Here is a 15805-nt window from a genome sequence, read left to right as displayed (position 1 = left end):
GGACGGGGATGACAGCGAATATAACGTATTGTTACTTGTTTGCAATGCTTCGATGTATCGCTTCTTGGCGCTTTACTCGCTATAAGCGCAGTGTTTGCTGGGTTTGTTTGGCACGCATGGAAAACAAATAGACACAGACAAGTCGCAGTAATGTTGATTTTGTGTATCGTATTGTGGCTATACTCTGCCGCAATCGGCCTCGACCCAACAATAACAGCCAGCCTCGACTGGCCCGTGCGGTGACCGTCATGCCTGACACCCTGTTGCTTGATAACTCCCACGCCGGCATCTGCCTGGTGACGCTGCACCGCCCCGAGTTGCTCAATGCCCTCAACACCCGCCTGCTCGGCGAGCTGGCAGCCGAACTCGAGCGCCTGGAGCGTGACGACAGCTGCCGCGCCGTGGTGCTCACCGGCAGCCGCAAGGCGTTTGCCGCCGGCGCCGACATCAACGAGATGGCCGAGCGCGATGCGGTGGGCATCCTCAACGACCCGCGTGTTGCCTGTTGGCAGCAGATCAGCCGCTTCAGCAAGCCCCTGGTGGCGGCCGTCAACGGCTTTGCCCTGGGCGGTGGCTGCGAGCTGGCGATGCACGCCGACATCATCGTGGCGGGCGTGGATGCGCGTTTCGGCCAGCCGGAAATCAACCTGGGCATCATGCCTGGCGCCGGCGGCACCCAGCGTCTGCTGCGCGCGGTGGGCAAGTCCATGGCCATGCAGATGGTGCTCACCGGCGAGCCCATCGATGCGCGCACCGCGCAACAGGCCGGCCTGGTCAGCGAAATCACCCAACCCGAATTCACCGTCGAGCGCGCGGTGCAGATCGCCCAGGCCATCGCGCGCAAGGCCCCGCTGGCCGTGCGCCTGGCCAAGGAATCGCTGCTCAAGGCCATGGACACCGACCTTGCCAGCGGCCTGCGTTTCGAGCGCCACGCCTTCACCGTGCTGGCCGCCACCGATGACCGGCGCGAGGGCATCAGTGCCTTTCGCGAAAAACGCGCACCGGTGTTCACCGGCCGCTGAGTGCGCCGGCCCCTTTTACTTCAACCTTGCGAGCGGTACTGGTCATGACCTTCGAGCACATTCTTTTCGACATAGACGACGGCGTGGCCTTTCTGCGCCTGAACCGTCCCGAGCAACTCAACAGCTTCAACGCGCAGATGCACGCCGAAGTGAAGGAGGCACTCAAGCAGGTACGCGCCAATGCCCAGGTGCGTGTGCTGCTGCTTACCGGTGAGGGGCGCGGCTTCTGTGCCGGGCAGGACCTGTCCGACCGCAACGTCGCGCCCGGTGCGCAGATGCCCGACCTGGGCGAGTCCATCGAAAAATTCTACAACCCGCTGATTCGCGCCCTGCGCGATTTGCCGCTGCCGGTGATCTGCGCGGTCAATGGCGTGGCCGCCGGCGCCGGGGCGAACATCCCGCTGGCCTGCGACCTGGTGCTGGCGGCGCGGTCGGCCAGCTTCATCCAGGCGTTCTGCAAACTCGGCCTGGTGCCCGACTCGGGCGGTACCTGGTTCCTGCCGCGGCTGGTCGGCGTGGCGCGGGCCAAGGCCCTGGCGCTGCTGGGCAACAAGCTGTCGGCCGAGCAGGCCGAGCAGTGGGGGCTGATCTACCGCTGCGTCGACGACGAGGCCCTGCGCGACGAGGCCCTGGGCCTGGCGCGACAGCTGGCGACACAGCCCACCTCGGGCCTGGCACTGATCAAGCGCGGGCTCAATGCCAGCCTGGAAAACAACCTTGACCAGCAACTGGACCTGGAGCGCGACCTGCAGCGCCTGGCCGGGCGCAGCGAGGACTACCGCGAGGGCGTGGCCGCCTTCATGGCCAAGCGCGCCCCCGTGTTCAAGGGGTGCTGAGCATGAGCGCACTGGACACAAGCGTTGTGGTGGCGGTGATCGGTGCCGGGGCCATGGGCGCCGGCATTGCCCAGGTGGCGGCGCAGGCCGGGCATCCGGTGCTGCTGCACGACAGCCGCCCGGGGGCAGCGAGCGCGGCCATCGAGGGGCTGGGTGTGCAACTGGGCAAGCGGGTGGAGAAGGGCAAGCTCGACCCCGCGCAGCGCGAGGCCACCCTGGCGCGCCTGCACGCGGTGCAGGCGCTCGACGAGCTGGCGGATGCGGGGCTGGTGATCGAGGCCATCGTCGAGAACCTCGACGCCAAGCGCGAGCTGTTTGCTCGCCTGGAAGCAATCTGCACGGCCGACTGCGTGCTGGCCAGCAACACCTCGTCGCTGTCGATCACCCGCATCGCGGCCGGCCTGGCGCGGCCCGAGCGGTTCGTGGGCGTGCACTTCTTCAACCCTGCGCCGGTCATGGCGCTGGTCGAGATCGTCTCGGGGCTGGCCACGGCGCCGCAGGTAGCGGCCAGCCTGTATGCAACGGCCAGGGCCTGGGGCAAGGCGCCGGTGCATGCCAGCTCCAGCCCGGGCTTCATCGTCAATCGCGTGGCGCGCCCGTTCTATGCCGAAAGCCTGCGCCTGTTGCAGGAGGGTGCGGCCGAGTGCGCCACGCTGGATGCGCTGATGCGCGAGGCCGGCGGCTTTCGCATGGGCGCGTTCGAGCTGACCGACCTGATCGGGCATGACGTCAACTACGCGGTCACCTGTTCGGTGTTCGATGCCTATTACGGCGACATGCGCTTCCAGCCGTCGCTGATCCAGGCGGCGCTGGTGGATGCCGGCCGGCTGGGGCGCAAGAGCGGGCAGGGGTTCTATGACTATGGGCCCTCGGCCGCGCGCCCGGTGGTCAGCGAGCTGCGCAGTGGTTTGCGCATCGAGGCCTGTGAAGTCGAAGGCGACCTGGGCATTGCGCAGGGCTTGCTGGCGCGTATCGAGGCGCACGGCATCAAGGTGTCGCGGGCCCCATCGCGGGTCGAGCCCGCGCCCACCGGTCGTTGTGGGAGCGGACTTGACCCGCGATGCGGGCACGCAGTCATACGCGTGGGCGACGCCGTGCTGGCCCTGACCGACGGTCGCCTGGCCAGCCAGCGTGCCCGCGACGAAGGCTTGCACAACCTCGTGCTGTTCGACCTGGCGCTGGACTACGCCACCGCTGGGCGCATCGGCATCAGCTGGTCCGCCGACACCACCCCCGCTGCCCGCGACCAGGCTGTGGCCTTGCTGCAGGCCGCGGGCCTGGTGGTCAGCCCGCTGGCCGACGTGCCGGGGCTGCTGGTGATGCGCACCGTGGCCATGCTTGCCAACGAAGCCGCCGACGCGGTGCTGCAGGGCGTGGCCACGGCGGCGGATGTCGACCTGGCCATGCGCAAGGGCGTGAACTACCCCCAAGGCCCGTTGGCCTGGGCCGACGCCATCGGCCCGACGCAGGTGCTGGCGGTACTCGACAATCTGCAGGCCGCCTACGGCGAAAGCCGCTACCGGCCATCACTGCTGCTGCGGCGCACGGTCGCCGAGGGGAGGGCATTGCATGACTGACCTGAACGCCACCGAGCTTGCCAGCCAATGTGCCCAGGCCATGCTCGCCCGTGACCGCGCCAGCCTCGCGCTGGGCATGCAACTGCTGAGCGTCGCGCCGGGCAGGGCGCGCCTGAGCATGCCGGTGCGCGCCGACATGATCCAGGGCCATGGCACCTGCCATGGCGGCTACATCTTCACCCTGGCCGACTCGGCGTTTGCCGTGGCCTGCAACACCTACAACCAGGTCACCATCGGCCTGGGCTGCAGCATCGACTACATCGCCCCGGCACTGATGGGCGACACGCTCAATGCAAGTTGCGTGGAGCAGAGCCGTGGCGGACGCACCGGCAACTACGACGTGCGTGTGGAAAACCAGAACGGGCAGCTGATCGCGCTGTTCCATGGCAAATCTTACAAGGTGCAAGGCACAGTGCTTGCCCAGGAGACCGCAGATGAATGACGCCCTTATCATCGACGCCGTGCGCACCCCCATCGGGCGCTATGCCGGCGCGCTGAGCACGGTACGTGCCGACGACCTGGGCGCGGTGCCGCTGCGTGCGCTGATGGCGCGCCACCCGCAGGTGGACTGGTCGCAGGTGGACGACGTGCTGTTCGGCTGCGCCAACCAGGCCGGCGAAGACAATCGCAACGTGGCGCGCATGTCGGCGCTGCTGGCCGGCCTGCCGATAGACGTGCCGGGCACCACGGTCAACCGCCTGTGCGGCTCGGGCATGGACGCCATCGGCCTGGGCGCACGCTCGATCCGCAGTGGCGAAGCCGGCCTGCTGCTGGTGGGCGGGGTAGAGTCGATGTCACGCGCCCCGCTGGTGATGGGCAAGGCCGAACAGGCCTTCTCGCGCCAGGCGCAATTGTACGACACCACCATTGGCTGGCGCTTCGTCAACGCCGCGATGGAAAAGGCGTATGGTATCGACTCGATGCCGGAGACTGCCGAAAACGTCGCCGCACAGTTCGGCATCTCCCGTGCCGACCAGGACGCCTTCGCCCTGCGCAGCCAGCAACGTGCGGCGGCTGCCCAGGCCAGCGGGCGCCTGGCGCAGGAGATCGTGCCGGTGTCGATTGCCCAGCGCAAGGGCGAGCCCAGGCGCGTCGAGCACGACGAACACCCGCGTGGCGACACCACGCTGCAGATGCTGCAACGCCTGGGTACGCCGTTTCGCGAGGGCGGCAGTGTCACGGCGGGCAATGCCTCGGGGGTCAACGACGGTGCCTGTGCGCTGCTGCTGGCAAGCCCGGCGCAGGCTGCCCGCTTCGGGCTCAAGGCCCGTGGGCGGGTGGTGGCGATGGCCACGGCCGGCGTCGAGCCGCGCATCATGGGCATCGGCCCGGTGCCGGCCACGCGCAAGGTGCTGGAACTGGCCAACCTGAACCTGGCCGACATGGATGTCATCGAGCTGAACGAAGCCTTCGCCGCGCAGGGCCTGGCGGTGCTGCGCGAGCTCGGGCTGGCTGACGACGACCCGCGGGTCAACCCCAATGGCGGCGCCATCGCCCTGGGGCATCCGCTGGGCATGAGCGGCGCTCGCCTGGTGACCACCGCACTGGTGGAACTGGAGCAGCGCGGCGGGCGGTACGCGCTGTGTACGATGTGCATCGGCGTGGGGCAGGGTATCGCGATGATCATCGAGCGAACCTGAGCCGGCAATACAGCGGGAGCCGTGCAGCTCCCACACTCGGGCCCGTCAGGGGCTGAACCATAAAAAGAATCAGAGTGAACACATGAACATGGCCGCCTTGAACACTGCTGTACTCGACCCGCTGGAGACCGCCAGCATCGATGAACTGCGCCAGCACCAGCTTGACCGCCTGCGCTGGAGCCTGTCCCACGCCTACCAGAACGTGCCGCTGTACCGCCAGCGCTTCGACCAGTTGGGGGTGCACCCCGACGAGGTGCGTTCGCTGGACGACCTGGCCCGATTCCCGTTCACCACCAAGACCGACCTGCGCGACAACTACCCCTACGGCATGTTCGCCGTGCCCATGCATGACGTGGTGCGGGTGCACGCCTCCAGCGGCACCACCGGCAAGCCGACGGTGGTGGGCTACACGCAGAACGATATCGACACCTGGGCCAACGTGGTGGCGCGCTCGATCCGCGCCGCGGGCGGGCGCAAGGGCGACAAGGTGCATGTGTCGTACGGCTACGGGCTGTTCACCGGCGGGCTGGGCGCGCATTACGGCGCCGAACGCCTGGGCTGCACGGTGATCCCGATGTCGGGCGGGCAGACCGAGAAGCAGGTGCAGCTGATCAACGACTTTCAGCCGGACATCATCATGGTCACGCCCTCGTACATGCTCAACCTGGCCGACGAGATCGAGCGTCAGGGGCTGGACCCGCACAAGCTGGCGCTGCGCCTGGGGATCTTCGGTGCCGAGCCGTGGACCGACGAGCTGCGCCGCTCCATCGAGCAGCGCATGGGCATCACCGCGCTGGATATCTACGGGCTGTCGGAAATCATGGGCCCGGGCGTGGCCATGGAGTGCGCCGAGACCAAGGACGGGCCGACCCTCTGGGAAGACCACTTCTACCCCGAAATCATCGACCCGGTGACCGGTGCGGTGCTGCCCGACGGACAGATGGGCGAACTGGTGTTCACCTCGCTGAGCAAGGAGGCGCTGCCGATGATCCGCTACCGCACCCGCGACCTGACGCGACTGTTGCCCGGCACCGCGCGGCCAATGCGGCGCATCGACAAGATCACCGGGCGCAGCGACGACATGCTCATCGTGCGTGGGGTCAACGTGTTCCCGACCCAGGTCGAGGAACAGGTTCTGAAAATAAAACAGTTTTCAGAGTGCTATGAGATTTATCTGTATCGTGATGGAAATCTCGACACGGTGGATGTGCACGTGGAACTGCGTGCCGAATGCCAGCACTACGACGAGGCGCAGCGCAGGCTGCTGACTGCCGAGCTGGGCAAGCAGATCAAGACCTACATCGGCATCAGCACGCGCATCGTGCTGCAGCCGTTGGGCACGCTGAAACGTTCGGAAGGCAAGGCCTGTCATGTGTATGACAAGCGTCTGGCCAGCTGATAGCTGATGGCTGCCGAAGCCCCGATCTGGTCGGGGCTTTTTTTTGTTCTTGGGTAAAGCGTGTTCCTGTGGGAGCGGGCTTGACCCGCGATGGAGCGCGTAGCGGTCCGCTTTCAGTGCAAAGCGATACAAAAAAACATTAGATACACTAAAAAGCTGTTTGATATTGAATTGTGTATCGCTTATAAATACTCCCATGCCCAACCAGCCTTGAGGCGGGAGCCCGAACATGTACGCACAGCTTGTCGAAACCGGCGTCAAACGCATCAAGTCCCTGGACGAGATGTCGCCCCAGGAACGTGCCTTCCAGGAAAAGATCGACGCCGAAATCAAGATCGAAGCCAAGAACTGGATGCCCGACGCCTACCGTCAGACCCTCATCCGCCAGATTTCCCAGCACGCCCACTCCGAGATCGTCGGCATGCTGCCCGAGGGCAACTGGGTCACCCGTGCCCCGACCCTCAAGCGCAAGCTGCAGCTGATGGCCAAGATCCAGGACGAAGCCGGCCACGGCCTGTACCTGTACAGCGCCATGGAAACCCTGGGCGCCGATCGCGACGAAGAGATCGCCAAGCTGCACAGCGGCAAGGCCAAGTACTCCAGCATCTTCAACTACCCGACCCTCAACTGGGCCGACATGGGCGCGGTGGGCTGGCTGGTGGATGGCGCCGCCATCGTCAACCAGGTGGTGCTGCAGCGCACCTCCTACGGCCCCTACGCACGGGCCATGGTGCGCATCTGCAAGGAAGAGAGCTTTCACCAGCGCCAGGGCTACGAGATTCTGCTGACCATGATGCGCCACGGCACCCAGGCCCAGAAGGACATGGTGCAGGACGCGATCAACCGCCTGTGGTGGCCGGCGCTGATGATGTTCGGCCCCAGCGACGACAACTCGCCCAACAGCGCGCAGTCGATGGCCTGGAAGATCAAGCGCCAGAGCAACGACGAACTGCGCCAGCGCTTCGTCGACCAGACCATCCCGCAGCTCGAACTACTGGGCTGCACCGCCCCCGACCCCGACCTGAAGTGGAACGCCGAGCGCGGCCACTACGATTTCGGCGCCATCCAGTGGCAGGAATTCTTCGACGTGCTCAAGGGCAACGGCCCGTGCAACCAGGAACGCCTGGCCACCCGACGCAATGCCATCGAAAGCGGCGCCTGGGTGCGTGAAGCCGCCGTCGCCTACGCCCGCAAACAACAGAACAAGAACGCCGCCTGAACCGGCGACTGATGGGAGATACACGATGTCTGTCTGGACCCTCTACGAAGTGTTCGTGCGCAGCAAGCACGGCCTGAACCACAAGCATGTGGGCAGTGTGCATGCCGCCGACGACGCCATGGCCATCGAGAACGCCCGCGAGCTGTACACCCGCCGCAGCGAAGGCGTAAGCCTGTGGGTGGTGCCCTCGGCGCTGATCGTGGCCTCCTCGCCGGACGAGAAGGACCCGCTGTTCGACCCGGCCGACGACAAGGTCTACCGGCACGCCAGCTTCTACGAGCTGCCCGACGAAGTCGGACACATGTGAGGTCGACCATGAACAGCACCCAAGACGATCTGATCCATTACCTGCTGCTGCTGGGCGACAGCGCCCTGATCCAGGGCCAGCGCCTGTGCGAGTGGTGCGGCAAGGCGCCGGCCATCGAAGAAGAACTGGCGCTGATGAACGTCGGCCTGGACCTGGTGGGCCAGGCGCGCAACTGGCTGGACTACGCCGCCGAGCTGCTGGCCGACGGCCGCGATGCCGACGACCTGGCGTTTCGCCGCGACGAGCGCGCCTACCGCAACCTGCTGCTGGTGGAGCAGCCCAACGGCGATTTCGCTGTGACCATGGCCAAGCAGTTCCTGTTCGACGCCTGGCACCTGCAGGTGCTCAAGGGCCTGTGCGACTCCACCGACCTGCGCATCGCCGGCATCGCCGCCAAGGCGCTCAAGGAGGTCACCTACCACCTGCGTCGCTCCAGTGAATGGGTGCAGCGCCTGGGTGGCGGCACCGACGAAAGTCGCCGGCGCATGCTCGCGGCCATCACGCAGGTGTGGCGCTTCACCGTGGAGCTGGCCAGCGGCAGCGAGGCTGAAACCCGCCTGGCCGCAGCGGGCATCGGCGCCGACCCGGCGCAGGTCGGCGCGGCATGGCTGCACCAGGTCGAGGCCACCTTCGCCTCGGTCGAACTGCCGTTGCCGCCTGCGGCCAGCCACTTCTACCTCAGCGGGCGTACCGGCATGCACACCGAGCACCTGGGCATCCTGCTGGCCGAAATGCAGTTTTTGCCACGGGCCTACCCCGATGCAACCTGGTGAGCTGATCGCCAGCGACCACGGTGCGCGGGCACTGCGGGCCGATGACCTGAGCCACGCCTGGACGGTGCTGGAGCAGGTGATGGACCCTGAAGTGCCGGTGGTCAGCGTGGTCGACCTCGGGATAGTGCGCGACCTGCACTGGCAGGCCGGCCACCTGCACCTTGTGGTCACGCCGACCTATTCGGGCTGCCCGGCCACCGAGGTGATCGAGGGCGATATCCGCCAGGCGCTGGAGCAGGCCGGGTTCGCCGCGCCGTGCCTGGAGCGGCGCCTGACGCCGGCCTGGAGCACCGACTGGATCACCGAGCAGGGGCGCGAGCGCCTGCGTGCCTATGGCATCGCGCCGCCCGTGGGCAGTGCCAGCAAGCGCAGCCTGCTGGGCGAAAGCCCGCAGGTGCTGTGCCCGGTGTGCGCCAGCAGCCACACCGAGCTGCTCAGCCAGTTCGGCTCCACGGCCTGCAAGGCCCTGTACCGGTGCCGCGAGTGCCTGGAACCTTTCGACTATTTCAAATGCATCTGAGCGCGCTGGCGCCGTGCAGCGGGAGAACAGCATGAGTCAATTTCACAGCCTGACCATCAAGGATGTGCGCGCCGAGACCCGCGATGCGGTGTCGATTGCCTTCGAGGTGCCGGCGCACCTGCAGGACGATTTCCGTTTCACCCAGGGCCAGTACCTGGTGATGCGCACGCAACTGGACGACGAGGAAGTGCGCCGTTCTTACTCGATCTGCAGCGGCGTGGAAGACGGCGAGCTGCGCGTGGCGATCAAGCGCGTGGCCGGCGGGCGCTTCTCGGCGTTTGCCAACGAGGTGCTCAAGGTCGGCCACCGCCTCGAAGTGATGCCGCCTTCGGGCAACTTCCATGTGCCACTGGACCCGACCCGTCGCGGCAACTACCTGGCGGTGGCGGCGGGCAGCGGCATCACGCCGATCCTGTCGATCATCAAGACCACCCTGGAGCGCGAACCCGACAGCCGCTTCACCTTGCTCTACGGCAACCGCTCAAGCTCCGGCGCGCTGTTTCGCGACAAGCTCGAAGACCTGAAGAACCGCTACCTGCAACGCCTGAACCTGATCTTCGTGTTCAGCCGCGAGCAGCAGGACGTGGACCTGTACAACGGGCGCATCGACGCCGACAAGTGCGGTCAGCTGTTCTCGCGCTGGCTTGACCCCAGGGCGCTGGACGCCGCCTTCATCTGCGGCCCGCAGGCGATGACCGAGACCGTGCGCGACAGCCTCAAGGCCAATGGCATGGCGGGGGAGAAGATCCATTTCGAGCTGTTTGCAGCGGCGGGCGACGAACGCAAGCGTGAAGCCCGCGAGGCGGCACGCCAGCTGGACGCCGCCGTCAGCCAGATCACCGTGATCAGCGACGGTCGGGCGCTGGCCTTCGACCTGCCGCGCAACACCGTCAGCGTGCTGGATGCCGGCAATGCCATCGGCGCCGAGCTGCCGTACTCGTGCAAGGCCGGGGTGTGCTCGACCTGCAAGTGCAAGGTCATCGAAGGGGAGGTGGAGATGGACAGCAACCACGCCCTGGAGGACTACGAAGTGGCGGCGGGGTATGTGCTGTCGTGCCAGACGTACCCGGTCAGCGACAGGGTGGTGCTGGACTTCGATCAGGTCTGATAACGCGTCGGTCCCATCGCCGGCAAGGCCGGCTCCTACACGGCGATGAGGCCCGCCTGAACACCGCAACACCTGTGTGCCCTGAAAACTAAAACAACAACACCAAGAGAGCGCCCCAATGACCCCCGAAGACATCGACAGCATCTGCAAGCACCCCGACTTCAAGCAACTGGTACGGCGCAAGCAGCGCCTGAACTGGTCGCTGACCCTGGCCATGCTGGTCATCTACTACGGCTTCGTGCTGCTGGTGGCGTTCTCCCCCAGCACCCTGGGGCAATCGCTCAGCGGCGGCGTGACCACCGTCGGCATGCTGGTCGGCGTGCTGGTGGTGCTGGTGTCCTTCGGCCTCACCGGGATCTACGTGTACCGCGCCAACAACGTGCTCGACCCGCTCAACGACAAGGTCCGCCAGGAGTGCGCGAAATGAACTGGACAGCCATCAGCATGTTCCTGCTGTTCGTCGTGTTCACCCTGGGTATCACCCGCTGGGCCGCACAGCGCACCCGTTCGGCCAGTGACTTCTACACCGCAGGCGGCGGCCTCACCGGCTTTCAGAACGGCCTGGCCATCGCCGGCGACATGATCAGCGCCGCCTCGTTCCTGGGCATCTCCGCGATGATGTTCCTCAACGGCTATGACGGCCTGCTGTACGCCCTGGGCGTGCTGGCCGGCTGGCCGATCATCCTGTTCCTGATTGCCGAGCGCCTGCGCAACCTGGGCAAGTACACCTTCGCCGACGTGGTGTCGTACCGCCTGGACCAGACCCCGGTGCGCCTGACCTCGGCCCTGGGCACCCTGACCGTGGCACTGATGTACCTGGTGGCGCAGATGGTCGGCGCCGGCAAGCTGATCGAGCTGCTGTTCGGCATCAGCTACCTGTATGCGGTGATGCTGGTGGGCGTGCTGATGGTGTTCTACGTGACCTTCGGCGGCATGCTCGCCACCACCTGGGTACAGATCATCAAGGCCGTGCTGCTGCTCTCGGGCACCAGCTTCATGGCGTTCATGGTGCTCAAGCACTTTGGTTTCAGCACCGAAGCGATGTTCAGCGCCGCCACCGAGGTGCACGCCAAGGGCACCGCGATCATGGCTCCGGGCGGGCTGCTGTCCAACCCCATCGACGCGATTTCCCTGGGCCTGGGCATGATGTTCGGCACCGCCGGGCTGCCGCATATCCTGATGCGCTTCTTCACCGTGAGTGACGCCAAGCAAGCGCGCAAGAGCGTGTTCTACGCCACCGGTTTCATCGGCTACTTCTACCTGCTGCTGATCATGGTGGGCTTCGGCGCCATCGTGATGGTCGGCACCGACGCAAGCTACCGCGACGTCAACGGCGCGATCATCGGCGGCGGCAACATGATCGCCGTGCACCTGGCCCAGGCCGTGGGCGGCAACCTGTTCCTGGGCTTCATCTCGGCCGTGGCCTTCGCCACCATCCTGGCGGTGGTGGCCGGGCTGGCGTTGTCCGGCGCCTCGGCGGTGTCCCACGACCTGTACGCCTGCGTGATCCGCAAGGGCCAGGCCACCGAGAAGCAAGAGATGCGCGTGTCGCGAATCGCCACCCTGGCCATCGGCGTGCTGGCGATCATCCTGGGCCTGATGTTCGAGTCGCAGAACATCGCGTTCCTGTCCGGGCTGGTGCTGGCGATTGCCGCCTCGGTGAATTTCCCGGTGCTGTTCCTCTCGATGTACTGGAAGGGCCTGACCACCCGTGGCGCGGTGATCGGCAGCATGAGCGGGCTGGTCTCGGCCATCGTGCTGCTGGTGCTCAGCCCGGCGGTGTGGGTCAACGTGCTGCACAACGAAACGGCGCTGTTCCCCTACAGCAACCCGGCGCTGTTCTCCATGAGCCTGGCGTTCCTGGGCGCCTGGGTGTTCTCGGTCACCGACACCTCGGAGCGGGCAGCGCAGGAACGCGGCCGCTACCTGGCGCAGTTCATCCGCTCGATGACCGGCATCGGTGCCGCAGGCGCAAGCAAACACTAATAAACCAAAACGATTGTCGGGTATAAAAATAATGAACCACATTCGCTTCATGCCGGCTTCGCTGCTGGCCGGCTTCGCCTTGCCCCTGGTCGCCGCGCCGGCCCTGGCCGACTTCATCGACGACAGCCATGCCAAGGTCGAGTTGCGCAACCACTACATCAACCGCGATTTTCGCCAGAGCAACGCGCCGCAATCCAAGGCCGAGGAGTGGGCCCAGGGTTTTACCGTGAAGTTCGAGTCCGGCTTCACCGATGGCCCGATCGGGGTAGGCGTCGACGCCATGGGGCAACTGGGCATCAAGCTCGACTCCAGCCGTGATCGGCGCGGCACCGGGCTGCTGCCGTTCGGGCCCGACAGCCTGGAACCGGCCGACGACTACAGCGAGCTGGGCCTGACCGCCAAGCTGCGCGCCTCAAAGAGCGTGCTGCGCCTGGGTACCTTGCAGCCGATCCTGCCGGTGGTGGTGTACAACGACACCCGCCTGCTGGCCGCCAGCTTTCAGGGCGGCCTGCTGACCAGCCAGGAGATCGACGGCCTGACGTTCAACGCCGGGCGGCTGACCAAGGCCAACCTGCGCGATTCCTCCAGCCGCGACGACATCGGCTACGGCGCGGCCAGCAGCGACCGCTTCGATTTTGGTGGCGGCACCTATGCCTTCACCCCGCAACTGAACCTGACCTACTACTACGCCAAGCTCGACCAGATCTACCGTCAGCAGTTCGTCGGCCTGGTGCACACCCAGCCACTGGGCGAGGGCCTGAGCCTGCGCAGCGACCTGCGCTATTTCGACAGCCGTGGCGACGGTGCCGAGCGGGCAGGGCGCATCGACAACCGCAACTTCAACGGCATGTTCACCCTGGCCAGCGGCGCGCACAAGGTCAGTGCCACCTTCCAGCAGATGTCGGGCGACAGCGCCTTCCCGTTCCTCAACGGCGGCGACCCGTACACCGTCAACCTGGTGACCTACAACACCTACACCCGCGCCGGGCTCGACTCCTGGCAACTGCGCTACGACTACGACTTCGTCGCCCTGGGCATTCCGGGCCTGAGCTTCATGACCCGCTACACCGACGGGCGTCATGCCAGGACCGCGACCGTGGACAACGGCCGCGAGCGCGAACGCGACACCGACATCACCTACGTGGTGCAGAGCGGCCCGTTGAAGAACGTCAGCCTGCGCTGGCGCAACGTCACCTTCCGCTCAGGCAACGGCTTGACCAACAGCCTGGACGAGAACCGCCTGATCATCGGCTACACCCTGGCGCTGTGGTAAGCGCGCCCCTTAAAAGAACCGGAGGACACCTCATGTCTGTTGCCCCAACCTTGCAAAGCTTCATCGCCGGCCGCTGGCTCGGCCAGCATGGCGCGCAGCCGCTGCGCAGCGCCCTGGACGGGCACATATTGGCGTACAGCCATGAAGAGCGGCCCGACTTTGCCGAAGCCATCGAGCATGCGCGCCGTGAGGGCCTGCGCAGCCTGATGGCGATGGACTTCCAGCAGCGTGCCGCGCGGCTCAAGGCCCTGGCGCTTTACCTGGCCGAGCGCAAGGAACAGCTCTACGCACTGTCCCACCACAGCGGCGCAACCCGCGCCGACAGCTGGATCGACATCGAGGGCGGCAACGCCACGCTGTTCGCCTATGCCGGCATCGGCAGCCGCGAACTGCCCTCGGGCAACCTGCTGCACGAAGGCCCGGCCATCCCGCTGGGCAAGCAGGGCACCTTCGCCGGCAGCCACATCCTGGTGCCGCGTGCGGGGCTTGCGGTGCACATCAACGCGTTCAACTTCCCGATCTGGGGCATGCTCGAAAAGTTCGCGCCGACCTTTCTGGCCGGCATGCCGTGCATCGTCAAGCCGGCCACCTCCACCAGCTACCTGACCGAAGCGGTGGTGCGCCTGATGGATGAGTCCGGCCTGCTGCCGGCCGGCAGCCTGCAACTGGTGGTGGGCAGCACCGGCGACCTGCTCGACCGCCTGCAAGGCCAGGACGTGGTGACCTTCACCGGTTCTGCCGACACCGCGGCCAAGCTGCGGGTGACCCCGAACCTGATCCGCCACTCGGTGCCGTTCACCGCCGAGGCCGACTCGCTCAACTGCGCGATCCTGGGCCCGGACGTGAAGCCGGACGATGCCGAGTTCGACCTGTACATCAAGGAAGTGGTGCGCGAGATGACCACCAAGGCGGGGCAGAAGTGCACCGCCATCCGCCGCGCCATCGTGCCGGCCAAGCACCTGGACGCCGTGGCCACGCGCCTGCGCGAGCGCCTGAGCAAGGTAGTGGTGGGCGACCCGTCGGTGGAGGGCGTGCGCATGGGCGCGCTGGCTTCCCATGACCAGCAGCGCGACGTGGGCGAGCGGGTGCGCAGCCTGCTGCAGAGCTGCGATCAGCTGTTCGGTGCCAGCGATGGTTTCGAGCCTCGGGGCGAGGGCGTGAGCGAAGGGGCGTTCTTTGCGCCGACCCTGCTGCAGGCACGCGACCCGCACGCCGACGGCGGTGCCCACGACATCGAGGCCTTCGGCCCGGTGAGCACGCTGATGGCCTACGACGATCTGGACGAAGCGCTGGCGCTGGCCGCGCGCGGCAAGGGCAGCCTGGTGGCCAGCCTGGTGACCGCCGACCGCGAGGTGGCAGCCAAGGCCATTCCGGTGGCTGCGGCCTGGCACGGTCGGTTGCTGATCCTCGACAGCGAGGCGGCGGCGGAGTCCACCGGGCACGGTTCGCCCTTGCCGCAGCTCAAGCACGGCGGCCCTGGGCGTGCCGGTGGCGGTGAAGAGCTGGGCGGGCTGCGGGCGGTCAAGCACTACCTGCAGCGTGCGGCAGTGCAGGGTTCGCCGAGCATGCTGATGGCGGTGACCGGCGAGTATGTGCGCGGTGCCCAGGTGTTCGAGAGCGAGGTGCACCCGTTCCGTCGTCACTTCGAAGAGCTGCGCATCGGCGAGTCGCTGCTGACCCATCGGCGTACCGTGACCGAAGCGGACCTGGTGAACTTCGGCTGCCTGTCGGGGGATCATTTCTACATGCACTTCGACGACATTGCGGCCAGGCAATCGCAGTTCGGCAAGCGCATTGCGCATGGCTACTTCGTGCTGTCGGCGGCGGCGGGGCTGTTCGTCTCGCCGGGCGAGGGGCCGGTGCTGGCCAACTATGGCCTGGACACCCTGCGTTTCATCAGCCCGGTGGGCATTGGCGACACCATCCAGGCGCGCCTGACCTGCAAGCGCAAGATCGACCAGGGCAAATCCAGCCCGCTGGGCCAGCCGCAAGGGGTGGTGGCGTGGGATGTGGAAGTGACCAACCAGCTGGGTGAGCTGGTGGCCAGCTACGACATCCTGACGCTGGTGCTCAAGCGCCCGGCCTGACCTTGTTCGCCTGTAGGAGCCGGCCTTGCCGGCGAAGGGGCATGACTGGCCAGCGTGC

At 66.4% G+C, this 15805-nt stretch carries 14 protein-coding genes and 1 pseudogene; all 15 read left to right on the top strand.

The window, feature by feature from the left end:
- Window positions 1-248 precede the first annotated feature (248 nt).
- The 15 genes and pseudogenes from paaF (at window position 249) to paaZ (ending at window position 15747) form a co-directional block, all read left to right on the top strand.
- Window positions 249-1022 (top strand): 2,3-dehydroadipyl-CoA hydratase PaaF, encoded by a 774-nt coding sequence (paaF, locus tag JZZ72_RS14325; RefSeq protein ID WP_210014629.1) that lies wholly within the window; start codon window positions 249-251, stop codon window positions 1020-1022.
- Window positions 1023-1066: 44 nt separating this feature from the next.
- Entirely contained in the window at window positions 1067-1858 is a 792-nt protein-coding gene (paaG, locus tag JZZ72_RS14320; RefSeq protein ID WP_210014628.1) for a 2-(1,2-epoxy-1,2-dihydrophenyl)acetyl-CoA isomerase PaaG, read from the top strand.
- 2 nt (window positions 1859-1860) lie between these two features.
- Entirely contained in the window at window positions 1861-3435 is a 1575-nt protein-coding gene (gene paaH, locus JZZ72_RS14315; protein WP_043863009.1) for a 3-hydroxyacyl-CoA dehydrogenase PaaH, read from the top strand.
- Window positions 3428-3877: a hydroxyphenylacetyl-CoA thioesterase PaaI gene (gene paaI / locus JZZ72_RS14310; RefSeq protein WP_043863008.1), complete on the top strand. Its 450-nt coding sequence runs from the start codon at window positions 3428-3430 to the stop codon at window positions 3875-3877. The genes paaH and paaI overlap by 8 nt, the downstream gene beginning before the upstream one ends.
- On the top strand, window positions 3870-5075 hold the full coding sequence (gene pcaF, locus JZZ72_RS14305; RefSeq protein WP_058541129.1) for a 3-oxoadipyl-CoA thiolase: 1206 nt from the start codon (window positions 3870-3872) through the stop codon (window positions 5073-5075). Before paaI ends, pcaF begins: the two co-directional genes overlap by 8 nt.
- An 82-nt stretch (window positions 5076-5157) precedes the next feature.
- Complete coding sequence (gene paaK / locus JZZ72_RS14300) at window positions 5158-6474, top strand: phenylacetate--CoA ligase PaaK (RefSeq protein WP_054915437.1); 1317 nt, start codon at window positions 5158-5160, stop codon at window positions 6472-6474.
- 229 nt (window positions 6475-6703) lie between these two features.
- The gene (gene paaA, locus JZZ72_RS14295) at window positions 6704-7693 is read left to right on the top strand and encodes a 1,2-phenylacetyl-CoA epoxidase subunit PaaA (RefSeq protein ID WP_054915436.1); all 990 of its coding nucleotides are present in this window, start codon (window positions 6704-6706) and stop codon (window positions 7691-7693) included.
- 25 nt (window positions 7694-7718) lie between these two features.
- Window positions 7719-8000 (top strand): 1,2-phenylacetyl-CoA epoxidase subunit PaaB, encoded by a 282-nt coding sequence (gene paaB / locus JZZ72_RS14290; protein WP_043863004.1) that lies wholly within the window; start codon window positions 7719-7721, stop codon window positions 7998-8000.
- Window positions 8001-8008: 8 nt separating this feature from the next.
- Entirely contained in the window at window positions 8009-8773 is a 765-nt protein-coding gene (gene paaC, locus JZZ72_RS14285; protein ID WP_088515418.1) for a 1,2-phenylacetyl-CoA epoxidase subunit PaaC, read from the top strand.
- On the top strand, window positions 8760-9293 hold the full coding sequence (paaD, locus tag JZZ72_RS14280) for a 1,2-phenylacetyl-CoA epoxidase subunit PaaD (RefSeq protein ID WP_054915435.1): 534 nt from the start codon (window positions 8760-8762) through the stop codon (window positions 9291-9293). The genes paaC and paaD overlap by 14 nt, the downstream gene beginning before the upstream one ends.
- A gap of 31 nt (window positions 9294-9324) precedes the next feature.
- Window positions 9325-10401, top strand: a complete 1077-nt coding sequence (gene paaE, locus JZZ72_RS14275; protein ID WP_210014627.1) for a 1,2-phenylacetyl-CoA epoxidase subunit PaaE — start codon at window positions 9325-9327, stop codon at window positions 10399-10401.
- 118 nt (window positions 10402-10519) lie between these two features.
- Entirely contained in the window at window positions 10520-10828 is a 309-nt protein-coding gene (locus JZZ72_RS14270; protein ID WP_043863000.1) for a DUF485 domain-containing protein, read from the top strand.
- Window positions 10819-12387, top strand: a pseudogene (locus JZZ72_RS14265) (cation acetate symporter); the annotation flags it as partial. The gene JZZ72_RS14270 and the pseudogene JZZ72_RS14265, both read left to right, overlap by 10 nt.
- A 31-nt stretch (window positions 12388-12418) precedes the next feature.
- Entirely contained in the window at window positions 12419-13660 is a 1242-nt protein-coding gene (locus JZZ72_RS14260; RefSeq protein WP_043862998.1) for an OprD family porin, read from the top strand.
- 32 nt (window positions 13661-13692) lie between these two features.
- Window positions 13693-15747: a phenylacetic acid degradation bifunctional protein PaaZ gene (paaZ, locus tag JZZ72_RS14255; RefSeq protein ID WP_210014626.1), complete on the top strand. Its 2055-nt coding sequence runs from the start codon at window positions 13693-13695 to the stop codon at window positions 15745-15747.
- The last annotated feature ends 58 nt before the right edge of the window (window positions 15748-15805 follow it).

Origin of the sequence: Pseudomonas palmensis (genome assembly GCF_017848315.1) — a bacterium.
GTDB lineage: Bacteria > Pseudomonadota > Gammaproteobacteria > Pseudomonadales > Pseudomonadaceae > Aquipseudomonas > Aquipseudomonas palmensis.
Note: the sequence above shows the minus strand (reverse complement) of the source record. Positions and strands in the feature narration are given on the sequence as shown.